Source organism: Flavobacterium succinicans (assembly GCF_001662485.1).
Classification (GTDB): Bacteria; Bacteroidota; Bacteroidia; order Flavobacteriales; family Flavobacteriaceae; genus Flavobacterium; species Flavobacterium succinicans_A.
On the sequence record NZ_JMTM01000046.1, the window covers coordinates 207,681 to 232,367 of the forward strand.

Annotated in this window: 16 protein-coding genes; 7 read left to right on the forward strand and 9 right to left on the reverse strand. The window is 36.6% G+C overall.

Annotated features, from left to right (window positions below; translation table 11 throughout):
• Positions 1 to 38: 38 nt before the first annotated feature.
• Positions 39 to 1,157 carry a diphosphomevalonate/mevalonate 3,5-bisphosphate decarboxylase family protein gene (locus FLB_RS08210; protein ID WP_064715471.1) on the reverse strand — a complete coding sequence of 373 codons (1,119 nt, stop codon included), beginning with the start codon at positions 1,155 to 1,157 and terminating at the stop codon, positions 39 to 41.
• A 110-nt stretch (positions 1,158 to 1,267) separates the two neighbouring features.
• On the opposite strand from FLB_RS08210, the gene FLB_RS08215 reads away from it, so the two are divergent.
• From FLB_RS08215 to FLB_RS08225, 3 genes are all read left to right on the forward strand, one after another.
• Positions 1,268 to 1,744 (forward strand): TspO/MBR family protein, encoded by a 477-nt coding sequence (locus tag FLB_RS08215; protein WP_064715472.1) that lies wholly within the window; start codon positions 1,268 to 1,270, stop codon positions 1,742 to 1,744.
• A gap of 20 nt (positions 1,745 to 1,764) precedes the next feature.
• Positions 1,765 to 2,478 (forward strand): endonuclease/exonuclease/phosphatase family protein, encoded by a 714-nt coding sequence (locus FLB_RS08220; protein WP_064715473.1) that lies wholly within the window; start codon positions 1,765 to 1,767, stop codon positions 2,476 to 2,478.
• Positions 2,479 to 2,669: 191 nt separating this feature from the next.
• Positions 2,670 to 3,269, forward strand: coding sequence for a Uma2 family endonuclease (locus FLB_RS08225; protein WP_064715474.1), 600 nt, complete (start codon positions 2,670 to 2,672; stop codon positions 3,267 to 3,269).
• A gap of 51 nt (positions 3,270 to 3,320) precedes the next feature.
• Here the strand turns inward: FLB_RS08225 and FLB_RS08230 are convergent, their stop codons facing one another.
• The 8 genes from FLB_RS08230 to FLB_RS08265 all read right to left on the reverse strand — a co-directional run bounded on the left by FLB_RS08230 (position 3,321) and on the right by FLB_RS08265 (position 15,734).
• Positions 3,321 to 4,526: an NAD(P)/FAD-dependent oxidoreductase gene (locus FLB_RS08230; protein ID WP_064715475.1), complete on the reverse strand. Its 1,206-nt coding sequence runs from the start codon at positions 4,524 to 4,526 to the stop codon at positions 3,321 to 3,323.
• The gene (locus FLB_RS08235; protein ID WP_064715476.1) at positions 4,523 to 5,266 is read right to left on the reverse strand and encodes a glycerophosphodiester phosphodiesterase; all 744 of its coding nucleotides are present in this window, start codon (positions 5,264 to 5,266) and stop codon (positions 4,523 to 4,525) included. The genes FLB_RS08230 and FLB_RS08235 overlap by 4 nt, the downstream gene beginning before the upstream one ends.
• Positions 5,267 to 5,587: 321 nt before the next feature.
• Positions 5,588 to 7,252: an alpha-amylase family glycosyl hydrolase gene (locus FLB_RS08240; protein WP_064715609.1), complete on the reverse strand. Its 1,665-nt coding sequence runs from the start codon at positions 7,250 to 7,252 to the stop codon at positions 5,588 to 5,590.
• Positions 7,253 to 7,370: 118 nt separating this feature from the next.
• Positions 7,371 to 9,737 (reverse strand): TIM-barrel domain-containing protein, encoded by a 2,367-nt coding sequence (locus tag FLB_RS08245; protein WP_064715477.1) that lies wholly within the window; start codon positions 9,735 to 9,737, stop codon positions 7,371 to 7,373.
• Positions 9,738 to 9,803: 66 nt separating this feature from the next.
• Entirely contained in the window at positions 9,804 to 12,095 is a 2,292-nt protein-coding gene (locus FLB_RS08250) for a glycoside hydrolase family 65 protein (RefSeq protein WP_064715478.1), read from the reverse strand.
• 68 nt (positions 12,096 to 12,163) lie between these two features.
• A complete protein-coding gene (pgmB, locus tag FLB_RS08255; RefSeq protein ID WP_064715479.1) occupies positions 12,164 to 12,823 on the reverse strand; it encodes a beta-phosphoglucomutase in 660 nt (219 codons plus the stop codon).
• A gap of 14 nt (positions 12,824 to 12,837) precedes the next feature.
• Complete coding sequence (locus FLB_RS08260; RefSeq protein WP_064715480.1) at positions 12,838 to 14,166, reverse strand: MFS transporter; 1,329 nt, start codon at positions 14,164 to 14,166, stop codon at positions 12,838 to 12,840.
• 542 nt (positions 14,167 to 14,708) lie between these two features.
• A complete protein-coding gene (locus tag FLB_RS08265; RefSeq protein ID WP_064715610.1) occupies positions 14,709 to 15,734 on the reverse strand; it encodes a LacI family DNA-binding transcriptional regulator in 1,026 nt (341 codons plus the stop codon).
• Positions 15,735 to 15,963: 229 nt separating this feature from the next.
• Between FLB_RS08265 and FLB_RS08270 the strand changes: the two genes are divergently transcribed.
• The 4 genes from FLB_RS08270 (at position 15,964) to FLB_RS08285 (ending at position 24,658) form a co-directional block, all read left to right on the forward strand.
• Complete coding sequence (locus FLB_RS08270; protein WP_064715481.1) at positions 15,964 to 19,044, forward strand: SusC/RagA family TonB-linked outer membrane protein; 3,081 nt, start codon at positions 15,964 to 15,966, stop codon at positions 19,042 to 19,044.
• Between the two features lie 16 nt (positions 19,045 to 19,060).
• Positions 19,061 to 20,632: a RagB/SusD family nutrient uptake outer membrane protein gene (locus tag FLB_RS08275; RefSeq protein WP_064715482.1), complete on the forward strand. Its 1,572-nt coding sequence runs from the start codon at positions 19,061 to 19,063 to the stop codon at positions 20,630 to 20,632.
• A 16-nt stretch (positions 20,633 to 20,648) separates the two neighbouring features.
• Positions 20,649 to 21,704 (forward strand): SusE domain-containing protein, encoded by a 1,056-nt coding sequence (locus tag FLB_RS08280; RefSeq protein WP_082923246.1) that lies wholly within the window; start codon positions 20,649 to 20,651, stop codon positions 21,702 to 21,704.
• A gap of 74 nt (positions 21,705 to 21,778) precedes the next feature.
• Positions 21,779 to 24,658 (forward strand): alpha-amylase family glycosyl hydrolase, encoded by a 2,880-nt coding sequence (locus tag FLB_RS08285; protein WP_064715484.1) that lies wholly within the window; start codon positions 21,779 to 21,781, stop codon positions 24,656 to 24,658.
• The last annotated feature ends 29 nt before the right edge of the window (positions 24,659 to 24,687 follow it).

A 24,687-nucleotide genomic window follows, 5' to 3' on the forward strand; every position in this document is an offset into this window, starting at 1 on the left:
TTCATTAGAGATAGGTGTCAAAGATAGCAAAAAAGAGTTTACAAAGTTGCAGCACCGAACCCAATTTGGTCGCAAAGATATTGACCATTTTGGCAATAGCCAACTAATTCACTTTGAATAAATTGCAAAACGGATTCTTTCACGTTTTCTGGGTATAAAACGTGTACATTCGCCCCTGCATCTAAGGTGAAACAAACGGGTGTTTTAGTTTCGTTTCTGTATTTCCAAATGGCGTTGATGATTTGCAATGTGTTTGGTTTCATTAGAATAAAATACGGCATGGAAGTCATCATCATCGCATGTAAGGTCAACGCCTCGCTTTCTACAATTTTGATAAATGCTTCTAAATCTCCGTTTTCGAATATTGGAATTAATTGGTCGATATTTTCATGCGCTTGTTCAAAACGGCGTGCTGCAAAAGGATGATTGTGCATTAAATCATGTCCCACAGTACTCGATACTTGTTTTTCGCCTTTGTCAACCAACAAAATCGTGTCTTGATAATTCTCAAAAACCGAATGTACTTTTCCTGAAAAAGGTACACCAAAAAGGTTCGAACTTCCTTCAATATTGATTTGGTTTCCCCAAACTACCAAATTTCCTTTCACACTTCGGCAAGCACTTCCTGAACCTAAACGCGCCAGAAAAGAAGCTTTTTGATAAAAATAATCGTCGCTCATTTCAGGGTGTAAGGCTTTTTCAATGCTCATAAAATTCATAGCCAAAGCCGCCATCCCCGAAGCAGAAGAAGCAATTCCTGAACTGTGCGGAAACGTATTTTCGGTATTGATAGTAAAATGATAGTCTTTCAAAAAAGGCATAAATGGCGTGATGCGCTCCAAAAATTTCTGAATCTTTGGTTTAAATTCTTCTTTAGGCTGCCCTTCAAAAAGCAAGTCAAAAGAGTAATCACTTGGATTGGTTCCATTGATAGAAGTCGAAAGGTCTTTCTTTTCAAAAGCTACGCTAGTAATGGTTTTACAGTGATTTAGTGTAAAACTTATAGAGGGATTGGCTGGTATTTGATGGCCCAAATCGTCTCTTTTTCCCCAGTATTTTACTAAGGCTATATTACTTGGAGCACTCCACTCGAAAAAACCTTTGTCAATATTTTGGGTATATGCTTCAGTAGGTATAAAAGTATTCGTATCGGTCATGAAAGATGAAATTTTGGCAAAGATACTTTTTTTGGTAATTGGTTTATTTCTTTTGACGAACCTTTAGTTACTTTTGGCTATTTTTGAATCCATTTAAAAAACATAATGTAATGAATAAGATTACTCGAATCCTTACCGTAGTTGTTACTTGTTTGGCAATAGGCTATTTTTCTGGAATGGTGACGCGTCAGGCTATATTGGATTGGTATCCGACTTTGATAAAACCTTCTTTTAATCCACCAAATTGGGTTTTTGCTCCCGTTTGGAGTTTGTTGTATGTGATGATGGGTGTTGCCGCGGGTTTGGTTTGGGATAAAATCGAATGGAATCGACCGATTGTCAAAAAAGCTTTGACGCTTTTTGCGATTCAATTGGCGTTGAATGCCTTGTGGTCCTATTTGTTTTTTGGTTTGCATAATCCTTTTTTAGCGGGAATCGAGATTGTCTTATTGTGGTTGATGATTTATGAAACCTATCTTCAGTTTGCTAAAATCAATAAAATTGCAGGCTATTTATTGTTGCCTTATTTGGCATGGGTTAGTTTTGCTACCGTATTAAATATAAGTATTTGGTGGTTGAATAAATAATTTTTTAAGCACTTAATTAGATGAGAGTAATTACTTGGAATTGTAATATGGCTTTTAGAAAGAAAGCTCGTTTTATTGTTTCAAAATCTCCTGATATTTTAATTGTACCTGAATGCGAATCTCTTGAGAAATTAAAATTTGAGCATGAATTTGATCTTCCAAGTTCATTTTTGTGGTTTGGTGAAAATCAAAATAAAGGGCTTGGCGTTTTCTCTTTTGGAAAATATAAGTTAGAATTGCTAGACATGCATAATCCTGAAATTAAAACGGTTTTGCCAATTAAAGTTTCTGGAGGTGCAATTGATTTTGTTCTTTTGGCTATTTGGGCTAACAATCCTAAAGATAAAGATGGCGCGTATATAGAACAAGTATTTAAAGCTATCCATTTTTATGAAGAGCTTTTAAGCGAGGAAACTACAATATTAATGGGTGATTTCAATAGCAACACCATTTGGGATAAAAAAAACAGATTGAATAATCATTCAAACGTTGTGCAAAAATTATTTGACAAGAAAATAAAAAGTGTTTATCATTTTTTTAACGGATATGAACAAGGAAAAGAGCAACATCACACTTTGTATATGTATCGTCATTTAAACAAGCCTTATCATATCGATTATTGTTTTGCTTCAGTTGATTTTATTCAAAGACTTAAATCAGTAGAAATTGGTAATTATAATGATTGGATTTCTCTAAGTGATCACACTCCTCTTATTGTTGATTTTGATATTTAAGATTTAGAAATTCACCCCACCGCATTCGCTACAATAAACCCACTTGTCCAAGCATTTTGGAAATTAAATCCGCCTATAATCGAGAGGATAAAGGTGAGGATGTTTTCGTGTCAAATGGATTCCAAATTACCGATTTTTGTTTTCCTATTTCAGATAAAATAAATGTAAATTTGTAATTAATTGTATAAAAAATGGCAACAATAATCACCAACATAAAACAGCTGGATTTAAAAGCAAGCTATACGTATGCCGATTATTTGATGTGGCAGTTCAAAGAACGTGTCGAATTGATTAAAGGGAAGATCTTTAAAATGAGTCCTGCGCCGGGTAGTTTTCATCAAGAGGTTTCTTGGCAACTAAGTAGAGAAATTGATAAAGTTTTTCATAAAACATCCTGCAAAATGTTTGCTGCCCCCTTTGATGTTCGATTAATTAACTTTAAGGAAAGCACTGCTGATCATCAAATTACTACTGTGATTCAGCCTGATTTGTGTGTGATTTGCGATAGAAGTAAAATAGACGAGAAAGGCTGTATTGGTGCGCCAGATTTAATCATCGAAATTTTATTGCCGGGCAATTCTAAAAAAGAAATGGATATTAAGTACGATTTGTATGAAGAGAATGGCGTGCAAGAATATTGGATCGTTAACCCTTCTGAAAAAACAATTGCGATTTTTGTGTTGCAAAACGAGAAATATATCGGTATAAAACCTTTAATTCAAGATAGTAAATTACAAAGCCCAACTTTCCCAGATTTGAAATTTGCGGTTAAAAAGATTTTTAAAACCTAAAAAATTGTATCGCGGAAACCTTTTAAAATGATTTGTAGTTGTTGAAATTTTTTACCCCACCGCATTCGCTACAATAAACCCGCTAGTCCAAGCATTTTGAAAATTGAAACCACCTGTGATGGCGTCGATATTGACAATTTCTCCTGCAAAATAAAGGTTGGGATGGATTTTACTTTCCATTGTTTTAAAGTTGATTTCCTTTAAATCAATACCGCCAGCTGTAACGAATTCTTCTTTGAAAGTGCTTTTACCATTGATGAGGAAAACACCATTAGTGAGCTGTTGTGCCAAGTGTTGCAATTGGGTTTTGGACAAATCCGCCCATTTGGTTTCAGTGCTGATGCCAGCGGCGAGTACCAAACTTTCCCACAAACGATTGGTGAGTTCAAACGGTGATTTTTTGGCGACTGTTTTTTTAGCTTGTTCTTGTTTTAGCGTTTTCAAATGCGCGATGGCTTCTTCGGTATCGATGGTATTGAGCCAATTCACTAAAAGTGTAAATTGATAGTTTTTGTCGTGCAAAATGCGGGCACCCCAAGCGGATAGTTTCAAAATAGCGGGGCCACTCATTCCCCAATGGGTAATTAAAAGTGGTCCTGTGGCTTCGAGTTTGGTGTCCTTCACTCTTACGGTTACTTTTGCCGAAATGCCTGGCAATTCTTTGATTCGGGAGTCTTTGGTGTTAAAAGTGAATAAAGAGGGCACAGGTGGAATGATGGCGTGGCCAAATTCCTGTAGCATCTCCCAAATTTTTGGGTTGCTTCCCGTAGCTAAAATCAAATTTTCGGCTTGATAATTTTGATTTTGGGTATCAATTTTCCAGTAGTTGTCTTTTTTGAAAATAGATTGTACGCTCTGACCCGTGAGGACTTTAATACCCAACTGTTGGGTAGCTTTTAGAAAACAATCAATGATGGTTTGAGAAGAGTTCGAAACGGGAAACATTCGGCCATCGTCTTCAATTTTGAGGGCTACGCCGTGGCGTTCAAACCACTCGATAGTATCACCAGAGCAAAATTGATGGAAAGGCCCTCGCAATTCTTTTTCGCCTCTTGGGTAAAATTTTACGAGTTCGTTAGGTTCAAAACAAGCGTGAGTAACATTGCAACGACCGCCACCCGAAATGCGCACTTTGCCTAGCACTTCGGCGCCACGTTCTAAAATGGCTACTTTGGCTTTTGGATTTCTTTCTACAATGTTGATGGCAGTAAAAAAACCTGCAGCGCCACCTCCCACAATTAAACAGTCGTACATCATCGTAATCTTTCGGGAAAATTACAAAAAATTCCATCGACACCCAATGCGATTACTCTTTTAATGTCTTCAGGTTCGTTTACAGTGTACGTATTGATTTTAAATCCTTCTTGGTGAATGCGTTTTACATTTTCGGGCGTGAGGGTTTTGAACCAAGGATTGATGGATTGTGCCTTTAATTGATGCGCCATAGGGAGTGCGTCTAGCGGATTTTCTTCTGTTAAGACGTCAATGGCTATTTTGGAATCGAGTTTTCGATAGGTTTCTAATTCTTCCCAAAGGAAACTGGAGATGATGAAATCTTTTGTCGCCCAACCTTTTTTAATAAAAGCAGCAACAACTTTGTGTGTAGCTTCGGCGGTATTTTTGCCTTTTAATTCGATATTCAAAGGTACTTTTCGGTCGATGGTGGTGATGATTTCTTCTAGGGTAGGAATGTGATGTCCGCCTTTTACGATTACTTTTCGCAAAGCTTCGAAGGTGTAGTCTTCTATCGGACCTTTGGCATCGGTGAGGCTATCCAAAATATCGTCGTGAAACACCATAACTTCTCCTGTTTTGATGATAAACACATCAATTTCGATGCGGTCGACGCCCATCGCTACTGCTTTTTTAATCGCGGGAACGGTGTTTTGGGTTTCGTGTCCCATGGCGCCTCTGTGGCCAATGTTGAGTGGTTTGTGCATAGTGGTACAACTGGTTAATCCAATAAAAATAAGCCAAAGATAGGGTTGAAGTTTCATTTTTTTTCTTTTGGTCTAAAATAGGAAAAAGCAATTACTTCTTGGTTAAATATGAAGTTATCATTGTTTTATGTTTTTTATAAAATTATCCGCAAGGCTCGCAAAGATTTACGCAAGTGAACGCAAAGTATAAAAGTATTTCTTAGTGTTTCTTTGTTGTAAAGAGTAACCGCCAGGTTCGCAAAGATTTACGCAAGGAACGCAAAGTAAAAAGTATTTCTTCTTTTTTCTTTTTGAAAAAAAACCGCGAATTCACAAATTTCACTCCCTACTTGGAAATGAATTTGCGAATTTGCGGTCTTTAGAACTTTTATGAAATCTCTATTTTTTAGCTTCTAAAAGCACAAAAGTAAAATTAGAATTAATTGTTACTTTTCCATTGGTCACTTTTGCTTCTTGGTTAGAATAGGCATCGCGAAGAAGGGTTCCCTCTGCGAAAATGGTGCCAACGGGTATTTCTTTGGTTCCAAGATTCACATCTAAAGCAATGACCACTTGGTCGGTGAAGTTTCCATTTGAAAAATAACGACTGAAGGTATAAGGAGTAGCCGCAATTTGTTTGTGAACTCCAGCTCCGATTGCAGGATGGTTTTTTCTGAATTGTCCTAATTTTTGCCAATGCGCCAATGTTTTTTGGGTTTCGGGATTGGTTTTGATGGCTTTCCAGTTCATAAACGAGCGTAAAGTGGCATCGCCTTTTGCACCTTCGATAGCTAAGGAACGGGCAGATTCATCCCCATAATACACTTGCGAAATTCCGGGAGAAAGCAAAAGTTTAGTCCCACTTTCGATGGTTTTTTCTCTTTTGGCATCGAATGGACTGCTATCGTCGTGAGAAGATAAATAATTCAGCACGCTAAATCCTTGCAACTCATTGTTGAGTTTAGAAGAGTATTTTGAGAAAATGAATTCATAGTCTTTTTGAGCATCCCATTTGAACTCAAAATTGATCATATTGTTGAAGCCGTTTTGGAAATAATTGATTTTTTTGTCGCCAAAATCAAAATCTTGTCCGCCGCTTATTCCGTAATTATATACCTCGGCTATGGTGTAAAACGAGTTGTTATCTAGAACTTTGGACGGGTTGTTTTTCTTCCAAACCTCAAAGGCATAATTGCATTCTTTTTGGAAGGCTGCCCATACTTTTTCGTCGGTGTGTTTGACGGTATCGGCACGGTAGCCATCGATTCCAAATTCAACGATGTAATCTGTCAACCATTTGATGATGTAGTATTTTGGTGCTCTTGGATAGCCTGTTCTTTTGAAAAAAGCATCTAATGAAGCCATTTCTTTTTCGTAACGGCCTTCTTTTTTCCATTTTTCAATCAAGAAAGGAGGGAGGGCAACTTCTTTTTCACTTTCGGTTTTTACGTCGGGAAGATTGGCAACTAGGGTACAAGCTGTAGTTCCTTCGAAAGTTTTGTAATCACATTGAGGAGAAGTTCTAACCCACTCGCTAGGCCATACGGGATCATTGGCTGTTACGGGTCCGGTGTGGTTGATTACGCCATCTAACACAATACGGATTCCTTTAGCGTGAGCTTTGGTTACCAAATCAGCTAAGTCTTTTTTAGTGCCAAAATTTGGATCTAAAGCTGTCCAATCTTTCGCCCAATACCCGTGGAAGCCATAGCTTAAACCCGTTCCTTCGTCTACACCATCGTGAATCTGTTCTACAATTGGTGTTAACCAAATGGCATTGATTCCGAGTTTTTCGAAGTAACCTTCTTCTATTTTTTTTGTGATTCCTTTGATTGTTCCCCCTTCAAAACCACGTATTTTTCCCGTAGTTTTGGTCCGGTCAAAGTATATTTCTTTCTTATTGTTATCGTCGTTAAAACGGTCGGTTAGCAAGAAATACAAATTGGCACCTTCCCAAACAAATGGGGTGGTTTCTTTTTTAGGGGTTTCCTTTTTTTGTGCGTTAGTCATTCCAACTAATAAAGTAGAGAGTGCCAACGTTAGCGTTATCGTTTGTTTTTTCATATATGTAGAATTCATTTGTTAGTTGTCATATATGTTATGCTTCGCCAATTCGCTTCGTTCCGGTCACCTTTTTTTGATGGTGTTTGCAGAAGCAAACTTTTTGTTGTTGGCGCTTTCATTAGTGCTGAATTTGAATTAGTGTTGGTTTGTTTTTGGACACAGGAATTGAAACACTTATCGTGTTGGATTCTTTTGTGAATGGTGTTACTACTCCGTTTACTTTGATTTGGCTTGCAGTAGGAGCGTTGTGCAACACCAAATTGACTTTTTTGTCTTTTGAAGTGTAGTTTTTTCCAACTTGGGTTGCAACGGTTATAGTAGTCGCTTTATTTTTGGTAGCGGCTTTAAAAGATACTATTTCAAAATTATTTTTTTCAAAAGCATTGGCGGTCAATCCATCATCATTGTAAAGTTTTCCTTCGCTGTTTGGCGTTTTTTCGTCCATGAAATAATGTAAGTCAAAGGAATCTAAACTGTATTTTGAAGTGTTTTGAATGGTTTTTATCATCGGAATGAATGCACCACCGCGTACAAAAACCGGAATATGATCGGTGGCTGTAGCTACGTTAGCAGTGCTTCCACCTTCATATCTTGCATCAGAATAAAAGTCGAACCAAGTATTGTTTTTTGGAAAATAGATCTCTGCCGATTTTTTACCCGCTTCGGTGATTGGGTGTACCAAAAAGTCATTACCCCAAAGATAAGTATGCGAAACGGTTTGTAAAGTGGTATTTTGAGGTTCTTCAAAAAACAACGGACGCATTAAAGGCGCTCCTTTTTGATTATTTTCAAAGGCAATGGTGTAATTGTATGGTAACAATTGGTATCTCAATTCTACTTGTTTTTTAGCATTGGCTTTGGTTACAATGTCTTTAAAAATTGGTTCTGAGGGAACTTCTTGTTGGGCATGCGGCCTAAAAATGGGTTGAAAAACACCATATTGCAACCATCTTAGGTACAATTCATTGTCATAGTAATCACCGGCAAATCCGCCCAAATCCGAGTGCATGTAGCCTATCCCTTGTAATCCCATTTGTAAGGAGATTTCGGTTTGTGGTTGTAATCCGCCCCAAGTACGATTCACGTCACCGGTCCAGGGCATCATACCAAAACGTTGTGATCCTGAGTAGCCCGAACGCATTAAGATAAACGGACGTGTAGCTGAAAAGTCCTTTTTGTAGCCATCTGCAATCAATTCGGCCCAGTGGTGTCCGTAAATATTATGAACTTCGTCTGCTGTTCCGCCTTTTGTAATGGCTGCGGATGGAAATACTTCGGGTTCTCCTAGATCGCCCCAAAATCCGCCAACACCTTGTTGGATTAATCTTTTGTAAACATCCCAAAACCATTGTTTTCCGTCGGGATTGAAAATGTCTACAATTCCGGTATGACCAAAAAAGAAATCAAAAGTAAACGGTTTACCGTCTTTGTCGGTAGCCAAAACTTTTTTGGTAACGGTTTCGTCCCATTTGCTAGAGGTTTTAGTGATGAACGGCTCGGTAATCAAAACGGTTTTTACGCCTTTTTGATTTAAGTCATCGATCATTTTGGTTGGATTGGGGAAGTTGTCTTTGTCCCAATCTAAATTACCCATAGTTCCAGTAATTTCTTTTCCAAACCAATACAAATCCAAAATAATAGCATCTACGGGAATTCCGTCTTTGAGGTATTTATCGATCGTTTTATTGACTTCGTCTTGGCTGTGGTATCCAAATCGACTCGAAAAATTTCCTAAAGTCCAAAGCGCAGGCAAAGGTTGTTTTCCGGTTAAAGTTGTATAACTGTCGATTAAATCTACCCAAGAATTTCCCGCAATTACCTGATAGGTTTTGCGACCCGAAATGGTTTCATACGCCAAAGTGTTGTCTTTTTTACTGTCTAAATCCAAGTAACCAATTGGGGCATTGTCAAAATGTACCGCATAAATTTTGGAAGAAAGCACTAAAGGCATGGTGAAATTCATCAATTCAGAATGTGTTTCGTAGCCATAATGGGCTTTGTTGTACAATTGTAAACGGTGACCACGACGGTTCATGCCCAAAACACGTTCTCCTGTACCGTATAATATTTCGGTGTTATCTAAATTAAAATCAAGGACTTCATGGTTATCTTTTTTGAAATAGCCTGTTTTTTCCGAAATCAGTTCTTTGTTTTGATAAGAATAGGTGATTTTAAAAGGTGTTTTTTCAATAACGACCACAATTCCATTAGTTGCCATTTTAATGGAAGTTGGAGTTGTGGTAATTTTAAGGTTAACCTTTTGAGGTGTTGCTACTACAGCATGCGATTTTGGATTGGCTTTTTCTCCATTTGGAACAAACGAAGTGGAAATGATTTGGTCAGAATAGGGTTGAAAAGTGTACACACCATCTGATGTAGTAACTTCAAGAGATTGATTGGTTTTTTTGAAACTTTCAAACTTTCGATTGGCATTTTGGGCCAATGCTAGTGAGCTGAATAATAGGAATACGATTATTTTTCTCATTTTTTTTAAATTTTAAACCCTTCCAAAGATTACTTTGAAAGGGTTATTGTTATTAGCTGAATTGAATTAGTTGGGTTGAACCACCACTTCTTTTCCGTTGACAAATACCGTCAAAGCTTGGTCGCCTTCTAAGGAGAATTTAGTCTCGTTTTGAGTGACTTCTATTTTAAGTATTTGGTGTCTAAAGTTGATTTTAAAAGAATATCCTTCCCATTCTTTTGGGATTTTTGGAGCAAAATGTAAAGCGTTATCTTTTACTCTCATTCCTCCAAAACCTTCTACAATACTCATCCAAGTTCCTGCCATAGAGGTAATGTGGCAGCCTTCTTCTACTTCTTTGTTGTAGTCGTCTAAATCTAAACGAGAAGTTCTTAAGTAGAACGCATACGCCATATCCATTTTGTCTAGTTTGGCCGCTTGAATAGAGTGAACACAAGGAGAAAGAGAACTTTCGTGTACAGTGAAAGATTCATAGAATTCAAAATTCTTTTTCAACTCTTCGGTAGTAAAATGATCTTCGAAGAAATAGAATCCTTGAAGAACGTCTGCTTGCTTGATGTATGGCGAACGCAATACTCGGTCCCAAGACCATTTTTGATTGATAGGTCGTTGTGATTTGTCTAGGTCTTTTACGGGAACCAAATCTTTGTCTAAGAAACCATCTTGCTGCAAGTAAATCCCTAATTCTTCTGATTTTGGGAAATACATATTGCCTGCAACTTTTTTCCAATCTTGTAATTCGGCATCACCGAGACTTACTTTTTCGATGATACGTTTGTGATCTGATGGATACTCTGTGGCTACTTTTTGAATTTGCTCATAGGTATAGTCAATACACCATTTCGCAATATAATTGGTGTAGAAGTTATTATTGATGTTGTTCTCGTATTCGTTAGGTCCAGTTACTCCAAGGATAACGAATTGGTTTTTATCTTTAGAGAAAGAAGCTCTTTGGTGCCAAAAACGTGCAATTCCAATTAAAACTTCTAATCCTTTTTCTGGGATATACGAATAGTCTCCCGTATATCTGTAATAATTAAAAATGGCAAAAGCAATAGCGCCGTTTCGGTGAATTTCTTCATGCGTAATTTCCCATTCGTTGTGGCATTCTTCACCATTCATCGTTACCATTGGATACAAGGCTGCTCCGTTTTTGAAGCCTAAATTGTCTTTAGCATTTTCGATAGCTTTGTCCAATTGATTGTAACGATACGTCAATAAATTACGGGCGACTTCTTGGTCCTTGGTCGCCATGTAAAACGGAATACAGTAGGCTTCAGTATCCCAATACGTTGATCCGCCATATTTTTCTCCAGTAAAACCTTTTGGGCCAATGTTTAAGCGAGAATCTTTCCCTAAATAGGTTTGATTTAACTGGAAAATATTAAAACGAATACCTTGTTGTGCTTTTACATCTCCGGCAATGGTAATGTCTGACATCTCCCAGATTTTAGCCCAAGCGTCAATTTGTTCTTGTAAAGACGCTTCATAGCCTTTAGCTAAAGCGGTTTGAATCACTTTTTCGGCAGCCGCCAAGGTGTTATCGTGATTTAAAGAAACTGTATATCCTCCAATTTTTTGTATGGAAGACACTTCTCCTTTGGCTACCAAAGTATCATAAGTGTATTGTACTTTGTCGTTTGTAGATTCAATGGACGAAGCTGATATTTGAGAAGGAACGCCATTAATCAAAACGGTATTGTGCATAAAAGTAGTCACTTTAAAATGCGTTTTGAAAGTTTGAGCGGTTACAAAAGCGTCATGCGTAGCTTTTTTTACTTCTAGTGGTTCCCAAAATTTTTCTTCCCAATTGGCATCTTCATTGGTGATTCCAGCATCAATATACGGTTTGTAAACTATTTTTGCGTCCTTGTTTAGTGGAGTGATTTCATAGTTGATGAATCCTGCTTCGTCTAGGTTTAAACTTAAAAAACGACGGACATTGACAGCAATTTCAGTCCCGTTGGCCAAAGTCGCTTCGAAGGAACGGTGGTACCATCCTTCTTTCATGTTCAATTCTCTTTTGAAATTTTTAACTTGAGTACAAGTAAATAAATCAAAATTTTCACCATTAATTTCTATATCAATTCCAATCCAGTTGGGAGCGTTCAATACTTTGGCAAAGTATTTTGGGTATCCGTTTTTCCACCATCCCACTTTGGTTTTATCTGGATAGTAAATTCCAGCAATATAACTTCCTTGAAAAGTTGGTCCAGAGTAGCTTTCTTCAAAATTAGCTCTTTGTCCCATAGCGCCATTTCCTATACTGAAAAGACTTTCGGATGATTTTACTCTTTCGACATCAAATTCTTCTTCAATGATGGACCAATTGTCTGCTTTTATATAATCTTGGTTCATTTTATTTTAATTTATTTAATTTCTATTGTTGTTCTGTGGAGACTTGTTTTAAAGTCAAAAGAAATCTTTTATTTTTCTATTAATTCCTTTAAAAATTCAGTTCCCATAAAGGTAAAATCCTTAAAGTTATGGTGCGCTTCATGCAAAATACTATCATCGCCAATTCCGATACTCGTCATGTTGCCAATGTTAGCAGCTTGAATTCCCGCGACAGAATCTTCAAAAACAAAAGCATCCTTAGCGGCTACATTTAAAAGTTTGGCAGCTATCAAAAATACTTCGGGATCAGGTTTTGCGTTTGATACATCATTGCCATCTACAATGGCATCGAAATAAGGTAGGATACCTGTTTTTTCTAAAATAGGTCTTGCATTTTTACTAGCCGAACCCAATGCGATGAGTTGTTCGTTGTCTTTTAGGTAATTCAAAACGGAGTGTACGCCTGGAAGCAATTCGCTCTTGTCCATATCGACCAAATAAGATAAATAGTCTTCATTTTTTTGAACCAACCATTGCTCTTTTTGTTCCTGAGTGGCATGTACGTCGCCTAATTCTAAAATAATATCTAGCGATCGTACTCGGCTGACTCCTTTTAATAATTCATTATGTTCGTGTGTAAATTCGATGTTTAAGCTGTCAGCAATTTTCTTCCAAGCTAAATAATGGTATTTTGCAGTATCTACAATTACACCATCTAAATCGAAAATAAATCCTTTTTTCTTCTTCATTTTAAAAATATATTTTAGTGGCTCGTTGTTTTTTCTTTAATGAAAATAACACCCAAACCAGCAATCAACATTGAAGTTCCAGCAATAACAATGATAGCCATTGGGAAACCTCCAAAAAGGGCAATCAAAGTACTCCCTAATAATCCTGCGGCAATTTGTGGTAAAGTAATCGTGGCATTGAACAATCCCATATAAACTCCCATTTTGTCTGCGGGTAATGATCCAGAAAGCATCGCATAAGGCATAGCCAAAATAGCTGCCCAAGCCAATCCCACGCCAACCATAGAAAGTAGTAGTACGTTTTTGTCTTCTATTACAAACATAGAGATCAATCCTAAGCCTCCTAATAGTAAAGAGAAAGAGTAGGTTTTTTTGCGGCCAATAGATTTGGCAATAGAAGGCATTAGAAGTGAGTAAATAGCGGCTACTGCGCTGTAAAAGGCAAATAAAACGCCTGTCCAATCTCCAGCTTCATTAAATCCCACTGATTTGGCATCGAGAGCATCGGGCCCCCAGACTTGATTGGCAATAGCTCTTGTGGTGTAAACCCACATTAAGAACAATGCGAACCATGAAAAGAATTGTACGAATCCAAGTTGCCAAAAGATTTTTGGAGCAGTAGTGATTAATTTGAGGATGTTTGTTTTTTCCTTTTTAACCTCAGCGTCTAAATCAATTTTGTTGTAAAGCGCATGCTCTTTTGGGGCATATTCTTTAGTTTTGAACACGGTCCAAAGTACACTTATTAGTAAAATACCACCTCCAATGTAAAACGACCAAATTACAGAGTCGGCTACTTTTTCGCCTGGAGCAGGTACATTTGCAATTCCTGATTTGGCTAAAATCCATGGGAGCAACGAACCGAATACAGCACCAAAATTAATCAAAGCACTTTGTAGTGAATACCCTAGGTTGCGTTGGTCATCATTAACCATATCTCCCACCAAAGCTCTAAAAGGTTGCATGGTCACATTAAAAGAAGTGTCCATCAACAATAACATTAATCCCCCAAAAAACAAAGGAGGTAACAAATAAGCAAAATACTCAGCATTAGGCATAAAAAACATGGCCAACGCCGATACGATTGCTCCAAAAAAGATAAATGGGATTCTTCGTCCAAGTTTGGTCCAAGTTTTGTCGCTTGAAAGTCCAATGATAGGCTGAACAATTAGTCCGGCCAATGGGGCAGCTAACCAAAAATATCCAATACTGTGAACATCGGCCCCAAGAGCTTCTAATATTCTGCTGGTGTTTCCGTTTTGAAGCGAGTAGCCAATTTGTACGCCCAAAAAGCCAAAACTCAGATTCCAAATTTGCCAAAAACTTAATTTTGGTTTTTCCATATGATCTATTTTAAAGTTAAATACTACAAAAGTTTTCGTGTTTTTTTTAAGTCTAATGCTGTTTTTACGAACGAATTGCCTGCGCAAAATCCGTAAAAATGTATGAATGCATTGGTTGAGTCTTTCTTTTTATCGGTATTGCTTAATTTTTTTGAAAAGCAAGCCTAAAAATTTAAGAAGTTATAGATTCTAGTGGCTTAAAAAAAAGAGGTACCAGTAGAAAGCTTCACTTAAACCAAAGTATTCTTTCAGTTGTATTCATTTGGTAGCTTTCTTACTTGTTTAAAAGTGTGAAAGTTACAAAAAAATAAGTTTGTTTTGCTTTAGTTAAGCAAGGTTTGGTTGATTAGAAAATGTTCCCGAAGTGCATAGATTTAAAATAAATCCATATAAGGGGAAACGATAAAGAACAAAACTTTGCTTGATTTTCGAAGTAAAAGAAAAAGTTTTGACAAGCGTAAATATAGAAAATTATTTACTTGAGCATTGAATTGTCAAGTAAATAATTTGTACTCCAACGTTTTTTGTTGATAAATATTTCTTTAATCGGTAGATTCTCTTTCAATCAAATGGGTCTCTATGATTTCTGTTCTGTAGCTTTCGTCTTCCTCTTCGTGTTCTTCAGCTTCTAAACGCTGAATGAGCATTTCGGCGGCTTTTTTGCCCATTTTGGCACCACTTTGACTTACTGTTGTGATGGTTGGCGTTGAGTATTTAGAAATAATTCCATCGGTAAAAGCAATAATGGCTAAGTCTTTTGGGACAGTAAGCCCAATTTTATGAGCTGTTTTTAAAATGGTAACGGCAAAAAGTTCATTGACCGCAAATACTGCATCTATGGCTTTGTCTTCTAATAATTGGCTGATGGTAATTTCGCAAGTATCTACATCTTCAATTTTAATGATGAGCTGTTCGTCAAACGGGATGGCGTTGTCTAACAAAGCTTTGGTGTAACCATCCGTTCTTAGTTTGCCAACGCTTACATAATCTACGGTTGTGACGAGTGCAATTTTTTTTCTTCCTTGTTTAATGAGAAATTCAACGGCTTCATAGGCCGCTTTTTTATCGTCGATAATGACTTTGTCGCAATGTACTTCGTCTGTAATTCGATCAAACATCACTACTGGCATACCTTGATCAATGACTTCGGTGATGTGATGAAAATCTTTTTTGAATTGGGTTTCTTTAGATAGAGACATGATAAAACCATCCGTACTACCGTGGGCTAATAGTTCCATATTCATAACTTCTTTATCAAAAGAATCATCAGACAAACAAATGATCACACTATACCCTTTTTCGTTGGCAACTTGCTCAATACCATTAATCACCGTTGAGAAAAAATAGTGTACAATTTCGGGGATAATAATGCCAATGGTTTTGGTTCTTCTGTTTTTTAGACTTAAGGCAATATTGTTGGGTTTATAGTTGTAAAACTTGGCAAATGCTTGCACTTTCAAACGGGTTTCTTCTCCAATTTCTAAGCTGTTACGCAGTGATTTGGAGACTGTTGAAATAGAAACATCTAGTTCTTTTGCAATTTGTTTTAGGGTTACTTTCTTTTTCATTTCTAAGGTTTTATAAAATAGGGTATTCCATTTTAATCTAAATATTTTTTCATTTCTGACAAAATTCATTTAAAAATAGTAAATAAAATGCAAAGTTTTCAACACTACCACGTTTTCGTAATGGTATATGATTTTTGTCATGCTGTTGGTATTGATATTCTGCTAATTTTGAAATTCGAAGTAAAAGAAAAGCTAAACTTAAATTCAAAAATTAATTTAAACAAAAAGTATGAAAACAATTTATAAAAAGTTGTTATTTTTATTGTTACTCCTTCCTTTCAGTCTTCTGGCTCAGAATTCTGTAACGGGATCTGTTGTTGAAAAAGCAACAGGACAGCCCATACCAGGAGCCAATGTAAATATACAAGGAGCTGCAAATGGTGTTTCTACCGATTTTGATGGTAAATATAAATTATCCAATGTAAAAAAAGGAGATAAGATTGTATTTTCTTATGTAGGTTTTAGAAATGTTGTTTTAACCTATGATGGACAATTAGCATTAGATGCTTTATTAGAAGAAGATGCCAATGAGCTGAAAGAAGTTGTAATCCAAGTAGGTTACGGTTCTGTTAAGAAGAAAGATGCTACAGGATCTGTAGCTATACTAGGAGCAAAAGATTTCAATAAGGGCGCAATCGTTTCCGTAGATCAATTGCTTTCTGGAAAAGCTGCCGGTGTACGTATTACCAACAACGGTGGCCAACCAGATTCTGCACCAAACATCAGGATTCGTGGAGGTGCTTCTTTAAGTGCTTCTAATGATCCGTTAATTATCATTGATGGGGTGCCAATTAGTAATGAAAACCCTGCTGGAGTTAGCAATCCATTATCATTGGTGAACCCAAATGATGTAGAAAGCTTTTCTATTCTAAAAGATGCCTCTGCTACTGCTATTTATGGGGTACGTGCATCAAACGGGGTTATCATCATTACTACTAAAAAAGGTACTTCAGGAGCCCCTCAGTTCAATTATTCCTCAAACGTTTCCGTTGGGCAAGTGGGTAAGAAAATCAATGTAATGAATTCTAGCGATTTTGTTAAATTTATTCAAGAGTATCATCCAACAAGAACAAATGATTTAGGTATTGATGATCCATCGAATAATTTAGTAGATGATTTGTCAACACCTCAGATCGAGGGAAGAATTATAGCAGATACAGATTGGCAAAATCAAGTATATAGAACAGCTATTTCTACAGATCACAACTTTAGCGCAAGAGCCAATTTGTACAACAAAATTCCTTTTAGAGCCTCTGTAGGGTACAATAATACCCAAGGTTTGGTGAAAAACAATGATTTTGAAAGATATAGCTATTCTCTAAAAATGACGCCAAAATTTTTAGATGATAATTTAAAAATAGATTTCAATGCTAAGGGAACCATTACGACCAAAAATTCTGTGGATGATGGAGGTGCAATTGGAGGTGCTGTAGCAATGGATCCAACAAAACCAGTATATGATAGTAACAGTATTTTTGGTGGATTCTATCAAAATACACGTTTGAATAGTGGAAGAAACCAATTAGAAGGTGCTTCAAATCCATTGGCTTTGCTAGAACAAAGAACGAGACCTGAAAAAGCGATTCGTTTCTTAGGAAATATTGAGTTTGACTATAAATTACCTTTCTTAAAAGATTTAAGAGCGATTGTAAATTTAGGTTTAGACGCTTCTGAAGCAAGAATTAGAGAAGTGTACAGCAACAATGCGATTGCTACCTACCGATTCAATCAAGGGACAAATCCATTGACTAATTATGTGTTCAATCCTGGTGAAAATTACGTGGAAAATCAAACGTCAACTAACCAAACGATGGATGCTTATTTAGCCTACAACAAAAGTTTGACAGGATTTGTTACTAAATTAGACGTTCAAGGTGGTTATACTTACCAAAACTTTAAAATAGATGGTAATAAAGATATCTATCAATACAATGTAAATACTGGATTAAGAGAATTGCGTTACGACGTGAACAATCCAACCAACAGATATTATAACCCTCTAAACTTGCAAGCCTATTTTGCCAGAGCTAACGTAGATCTTTTAGACAAATATTTATTGACTGCTACATTTAGAGCTGACGGATCTTCTTTGTTTCAAAAAAATCAAAGATGGGGTTATTTCCCAGCAGTAGGTGCCGCTTGGAAAATTAAAGAAGAAACTTTTATTAAAGATTCTGAGTTTTTCCAAAACTTAAAATTGCGTTTAGGATGGGGTAAAACAGGACAACAAAACATTACAGGTTCTGTTGGTTATTTTCCATCTAGTCCATTTTTCGAAATAGGTGACCCAAATAGCCAGTACTTACCTGGATATCCAACGTATTCTGCAAAAGCATTTAATCCAAATGTTACTTGGGAAAAAACAGACAATTATAACATTGGATTGGATTTCGAATTGTTTAAAAGTGGTTTGCTTTCAGGAGCGGTTGACTTTTACAGAAGAAATACGAATGATTTGTTAGCGGTAGTTCCTGTTCCATCTGGACAAGGCTTAACCAGTACTTTTATTGATAACGTAGGTTCTATTAAAAGTAAAGGTTTTGAGGCTAATGTTGACGTGAAAGCGGTTCAAACAGAGGATTTCTCTTTCTCAATTGGTGGTAACATCGCTTATAACTATAGTGAAGTAACCAACTTAAAAGGAATAACACAAGTTCAGGCATCTGAAAGTGGATTGCCAACAGGAACAGGTTTGTTTTTGGCAAATCATGCGGTAGGACACCAACCTTATTCTGCTTGGGTTTTCCAACAAATTTATGATGAAAGCGGCAAACCAATTCCTGGTGCTTTTAGAGACTTAAACGGGGATAACAAAATTGATAACGACGATAGATATTACAAAGCATTACGACCAAACTGGACCTATGGTTTTACTACTAATTTCAATTATAAAAACTGGGATTTAGTGGCAAACTTTAGAGGACAAATTGGCGGGCAAGTGTACAATTCAAGATTGATTACCACAGGATTTACAGATCGAGCGATACAAGGTACTTCTAGTGCATTGAATAACGTGCTTAATTTCTATAATGGGGCTGCAGATCCTATGTACAAAAACTTTAATGGTAACGATACTTTTTCAGATCATTTGTTAGAAGATGCTACCTTCTTGCGTTTAGATAACATTACCTTAGGGTATAAGTTTAATAAATTCGTTAAGAGTTCTTCTTTAAGAATTTATGGATCTGTAAACAATGTGTTTGTATTGACGAAATACTCTGGACAAGACCCTGAGAATTTTAACGCAATTGATAATAACTTTTATCCAAGACCAAGAACCTATACTTTTGGTTTGAGCCTTGATTTTTAATTCATTTTAAAGAAATATGAAAAATTTAAAATTATATTTAGTAGGATTAGGATTAATACTATTATCCTTTAATAGTTGTTCTAATGATCTTGATACTAAGCCGAAAGTAGAACTAGACCTTGAGCAATTGTTGCAAAGAGATCCAAACGCAATCAAAGGATTGGTATCCAAAATTTACGGTGCTTTTGCTTTATCTGGACCAAAAGGACCAGGTAGTACAGATTTAGGAGCTGGTGATGATCCAGGAGAATCACCATTTTTGAGAGGAATTATTAATCTTCAAGAATTTACTGCCGATGGCATGAAAAATCGTTGGGGAGACAATGGATTAGACCAATTGACTACTACCTCAAACTGGGATGAAAACAATAAATTCTTTAAGTATTTATACAACCGTGTATATTTCGTGGTACCTCAATCAAACAATCTTTTGAATGTTTTGAATAGTGTAACTGTTCCAGATCAAGAATTGTACCGAAGCGAATTGCGTTTTTTACGCGCTTTGGCTTATTATTATATGATTGATTGTTTTGGAAAAGGAGTTATTGCTACAGAAAATGACCTAGGTAGCGGTGTGCCTATCAAAGAATCTTCTAGAATTGAAATGTTTGAATATGTTGAAAAAGAACTTTTGGCGATTGAATCCATAATTCCAAATCAAAATGAATACGGAAGAGCAAACAAATCCGCAGTAAGAATGCTTTTGGCTAAATTATACTTGAATGCTCAAGTATATACAGGAACACCAAAATACAATGAAGCTTTGGCTTATTCTAATAAAATTATCGCTGAAGGAGGGTTTTCGTTAGCACCAAATTTCAAAAGTTTGTTTTCAGCTGACAATGATAAAACAGCTGCGAAAAACGAAATAATCTATGCATTAATTGCCGATCCAATCGTGAGTCAAAGTTATGGTAATACCACGTATATCGTAAATGGTAATTTAAGTAGTGTTACTATGCCACTTACTACTTTTGGGGCTACTGATGGATGGCAAGGACACCGTGCTACAAAAGCTTGGTATGGTTTGTTTGGTAATTCTGCCACAGCTTTAGCCAACTCAACAGATGATAGAGCAAAATTATTCTGGACTACAGGACATAATTTTGAGATGACGGATTACAAACTTTGGGAAGATGGCTATCCAAGTGTAAAGTTTAGAAATACTAATTTTCAAGGAACCTCAGTTCCAACTTCATTCTCAAACACCGATTTTCCTCTCTTTAGATTGGCAGATGTTTACTTAATGTATGCCGAATGTGTACTAAGAGGTGCAACAGGTGGAAGTACAAATCAAGCGTTAGATTACGTAAACAAAGTTAGAAACCGCTCTAATGCTCCTTCTATTAACGCTAGCGATTTGACTTTAAATTTCATCCTTGACGAACGTGCGAGAGAATTAAATCTAGAAGGACATAGAAGAACGGATTTGATTCGTTTTGGAAAATTCACCGGAGGAACGTACTTATGGCCTTGGAAAGGGGGATCAAAAGATGGGATTGCTATTCCTGATTCTTACAAATTATTCCCAATTCCTTTAACCGCTCTTCAATCAAATCCTAATTTAACTCAAAACCCAGGCTATTAACATTAAACCAAAAAAAATGAAAAACATTTTAAAAACCACCATTTTTGCCTTTTTGCTACTAGCATTAGGCTCTTGTGAAAATGACATCGAAGCAGTTGCTACAACTCAATCGGGAGCAAAATTATTAACTCCAGCAACAGGAACTGAGTTAGTACTTCTGCAATCTAAAGAAAATGACGTCGCTACAACTTTAGTTTGGGATTATAGTGATTTCGGTGTTGAAACTGCAGCAACTTATACCGTAGAGATTGCTAAATCAGGCACTAATTTTGCAGCTCCTATAGCTGCGGGTACTACTACCGAGCGATTTTTATCTTGGACTGTAAAAGAACTAAATGGAGTTTTATCTGCTAACGGATTCAAGCCTTTTGTTCAATCTTCTGTCGATGTTAGAATTATGGCCAAATTAGGTACTGCTGCGAATGCTTTGAAACAGTATTCAAATGTGATTACTTTAAAAGTAACTGTTTATACAAGTGAATTACCTCAATTAGCTGTTCCTGGAAATCACCAAGGTTGGAAACCAACAACTGCTCCAAGAATTGCTTCTTCAGCTTATGGCAAAACGGACTATGAAGGTTTTGTTTGGTTAGATGGTGGACATAAATTTGTAGGTCCAGACGCTAATGGTGTTTATGACTGGGATAAAGGTCCAGATTACGGTGATGATGGTTCTAAGACAGGAAAATTAAAAGTTAAAGGGGATAATTTAAATGCTACAAATTCAGGGTATTATCTAATTAAAGCAGATACAGATAAGTTAACTTATTCTGAAACTTTTACTAATTGGGGAATTATTGGAGATGCAACTCCTGGATCTTGGGACAATAGTACACCAATGACTTACGATGCAACTGCAAAAGTTTTGAAAATTACAGTTAATTTAGTAGGCGGTAAAGAAATGAAGTTTAGAGCAAATAATGCTTGGGATATTAATTTTGGTGACGACGGTGCTGATGGTAAACTAGAGGCTGGTGGGGCTAATATTAAAGTAGCAGCTTCAGGGAACTATACTATTGTTTTGGATTTTAACAAACCAAGAGATTACAAATACACTATCACCAAAAACTAATTTTGTTTTTGTTATTAAAAAGGGTTGTCCTATAAGGCAACCCTTTTTTCATTACTCTTTAAAACTCAAAAAGAATGAGAAAAATTTTATTTTTAGGGTTACTTTTGCTAGGTAGTATTGCTTTTTCACAAAAACAAACCATAACCTACAGCATTACACCAAACACCTTTGAAGAAACTACTTCTATAACCATTTCTGTTAATGGGTCTAGTATCGATGAAGCTACTTGGGGAGTTACTGGTAACGCTTTGTATCTTTGGGCTTGGTCTTTTGATACCAATAAGATTAATATACAGGACAGTCCAACTAATGGTACGTGGGCCAATTCTAATGAAGCTAACAGATTAACTTATGTTAGTGGAGCTGATATTTATCAAATTACGCTTACGCCACAACAATTTTTTGCTCGCAACGGCATAGGTCGAATTGGTTTTTTAATCAAAGCCAAAGACGGAACAGGGGATAAGAAATCCCAAGATGTTTTGGCGGATGTTGGGTCTTTTCAAGTAACGTTAACTGCTCCAACACAAAACAGTACTACTATTCTACCTTCAGGAAGCAGCTTAAATATTACGGCAACGAATACCAATGGCAATGCGAATTACAATTTGAAATCCAATGGAGTTGCTATCAATACTGCTACAGCCACAACTAGTTATGCCTTTAATCATACCAATATTACTGGAAACCAAAACTATGAATTGGAAGTAACGCAAGGAACAACTACGATTGTGAAGAAGTTCACTGCTGTAGTTAGTCCAACAGTGGTTTCTGAAACTATTCCAGCAGGTTTAGTAGAAGGGATCAACTATAATCCAAACGATGCGACCAAAGCTACTTTGGTGTTAGATGCTCCTCTAAAAGATTTTGTATATGTGGCAGGTAGCTTCAATAATTGGCAACCTACGAATGCGTATGCGATGAAAAAAGATGCAACGGCTGGATCTACTAAATTCTGGTTAGAACTTACCGGACTTACTGCTGGAACGAATTATACCTATCAATATTGGGTGGGAAAAGAAAACCCACTTACTAATTCTCCAAAATTGGTTAAAACTGCCGATCCTTATTCTACTTTGGTTTTGTCACCTTATGATGATCCGGGAATTCCATCGGCTTCTTTTCCTAATATTCCATCCTATCCAGCGGGACAAGAGCGCGAGGTAACTTGGTTTAAAACCGGACAAACTGCATATCCTTGGAGTCAAGCGACGACTTCTTTCGTAAAACCTGCTAAAGAAAAATTGGTAGTGTATGAAGTGTTGGTGCGTGACTTTGATGCCAAAAGAAACTTTCAAGATCTAATTGATAAAATTGATTATTTCAAAAATTTAAAGGTCAATGCCATCCAATTAATGCCAGTAATGGAATTTGAAGGCAATGAAAGTTGGGGATACAATACTTCGTTTCACATGGCTTTGGATAAATTCTATGGGACACCAGAGAAATTAAAAGAGCTGATTGATTTGTATCATCAAAACGGAATAGCAGTAATACTAGACGTGGCTTTGAATCATGCTTTTGGAAGAAATCCCATGGTTCGCATGTGGATGAATGACCCTGATGGTGATGGTTTTGGTTCTCCAACTACAGAGAATCCTTACTTCAATACAGTGGCCAAACACAGCTATAGTGTAGGGGAAGATTTTAATCATCAACAACCTCGCACCAAGAATTATGTGAAACGCGTAATCAAACAATGGATTGAAGAATTTAAAATTGATGGTTTCCGTTGGGATTTGACCAAAGGATTTACTCAAAATTGCGAAGGTTCAGAAAGTTGTACTAATGCTTATCAGCAAGATCGTGTTGATGTTTTAAAAGAATATGCAGATTATTCATGGTCTTTGGATCCTACCCATTATGTGATTTTTGAACATTTAGGGACGGATGCTGAAGAAAAACAATGGGCAGATTATCGCATTAATGATCCCATTAGTAAAGGAATCATGACCTGGGGTAAAATGACGGACGAGTACAATGAATTGACGATGGGTTGGCCAAACAAGAATATTGCCAGAATGTCTAGTAGCAGCAGAGGTTTTGCAGGGCAACGTTTGATGGGGTATGCTGAAAGCCATGACGAAGAACGTTTGATGTACAAAAACCTTCAATTTGGCAATAGTGCTGGAAGTTATAATGTAAAAACATTGAGCACTGCCTTGTCAAGAATGTCGGCATTGGGTGCAGTTTCTCTTTTGGTTCCAGGACCAAAGATGATTTGGCATTTTGGAGAACTAGGCTGGGAATCATCTATTTTTACTTGTAATAATGGATCGGTAAACACCCCTTCGGATGCCACCAATGGCGATTGTAAATTAGACACCAAGCCACAACCTCAATGGACAGGAAATTGGTTAGGGAATTCTGATAGAAGTAAGATCTATAACGACTGGGCCAAAATGATTGCTTTAAAAATCAATGAGCCAGTGTTTTTAGGTAGTGTTACCATTTCAAGCACCAATAGTGTTACGCCAAATATTAAGATTACCAATGCTGCGCTTGCGAGTACAGAGCTTAAAGATGTCTTAATCTTGTCTAATTTTGACGTGGTTGCGCAAAATGTAGCCACAGGCTTCCCGTATACAGGAACATGGTATAATGTGATGGATAATACTACGTTAACTGTTACCGATGTGAATCAAACAATCACCTTGCAACCAGGAGAATATAAAATTTTAGGGAATAAACAAGCTACTTTAGCAATCGAAGATTTTGAAAAAGAAGCTACTATTAAATTGTATCCAAATCCTGCTTCCAATTATTTTAAGTTGAATGCAGAAACAACCAAAGTGGAAATTTATTCTTTATCTGGTCAAAAGGTGAAACAATTTGATAGTATTAAGTCTGTTGATCAACAATTTAGTATAGTGGATTTGAGTAAAGGATTTTATTTAGTAAAAGCTTACAATGCTAAAAATCAAACACAAGTCTTGAAGTTGATTAAAAGCTAAAAAACTATTTTAAGATGAGGGACACGCCA

Excerpts from the sequence above, each read along its gene's own strand:
- pgmB (WP_064715479.1), bottom strand. The coding sequence starts at position 12,823 with ATGAAGAAGAAAAAAGGATTTATTTTCGATTTAGATGGTGTAATTGTA.
- FLB_RS08265 (WP_064715610.1), bottom strand. The coding sequence starts at position 15,734 with ATGAAAAAGAAAGTAACCCTAAAACAAATTGCAAAAGAACTAGATGTT.
- FLB_RS08235 (WP_064715476.1), bottom strand. The coding sequence starts at position 5,266 with ATGAAACTTCAACCCTATCTTTGGCTTATTTTTATTGGATTAACCAGT.
- FLB_RS08225 (WP_064715474.1), top strand. The coding sequence starts at position 2,670 with ATGGCAACAATAATCACCAACATAAAACAGCTGGATTTAAAAGCAAGC.
- FLB_RS08280 (WP_082923246.1), top strand. The coding sequence starts at position 20,649 with ATGAAAAACATTTTAAAAACCACCATTTTTGCCTTTTTGCTACTAGCA.
- FLB_RS08240 (WP_064715609.1), bottom strand. The coding sequence starts at position 7,252 with ATGAAAAAACAAACGATAACGCTAACGTTGGCACTCTCTACTTTATTA.
- FLB_RS08270 (WP_064715481.1), top strand. The coding sequence starts at position 15,964 with ATGAAAACAATTTATAAAAAGTTGTTATTTTTATTGTTACTCCTTCCT.
- FLB_RS08230 (WP_064715475.1), bottom strand. The coding sequence starts at position 4,526 with ATGATGTACGACTGTTTAATTGTGGGAGGTGGCGCTGCAGGTTTTTTT.
- FLB_RS08275 (WP_064715482.1), top strand. The coding sequence starts at position 19,061 with ATGAAAAATTTAAAATTATATTTAGTAGGATTAGGATTAATACTATTA.
- FLB_RS08285 (WP_064715484.1), top strand. The coding sequence starts at position 21,779 with ATGAGAAAAATTTTATTTTTAGGGTTACTTTTGCTAGGTAGTATTGCT.
- FLB_RS08250 (WP_064715478.1), bottom strand. The coding sequence starts at position 12,095 with ATGAACCAAGATTATATAAAAGCAGACAATTGGTCCATCATTGAAGAA.
- FLB_RS08245 (WP_064715477.1), bottom strand. The coding sequence starts at position 9,737 with ATGAGAAAAATAATCGTATTCCTATTATTCAGCTCACTAGCATTGGCC.
- FLB_RS08260 (WP_064715480.1), bottom strand. The coding sequence starts at position 14,166 with ATGGAAAAACCAAAATTAAGTTTTTGGCAAATTTGGAATCTGAGTTTT.
- FLB_RS08215 (WP_064715472.1), top strand. The coding sequence starts at position 1,268 with ATGAATAAGATTACTCGAATCCTTACCGTAGTTGTTACTTGTTTGGCA.
- FLB_RS08220 (WP_064715473.1), top strand. The coding sequence starts at position 1,765 with ATGAGAGTAATTACTTGGAATTGTAATATGGCTTTTAGAAAGAAAGCT.
- FLB_RS08210 (WP_064715471.1), bottom strand. The coding sequence starts at position 1,157 with ATGACCGATACGAATACTTTTATACCTACTGAAGCATATACCCAAAAT.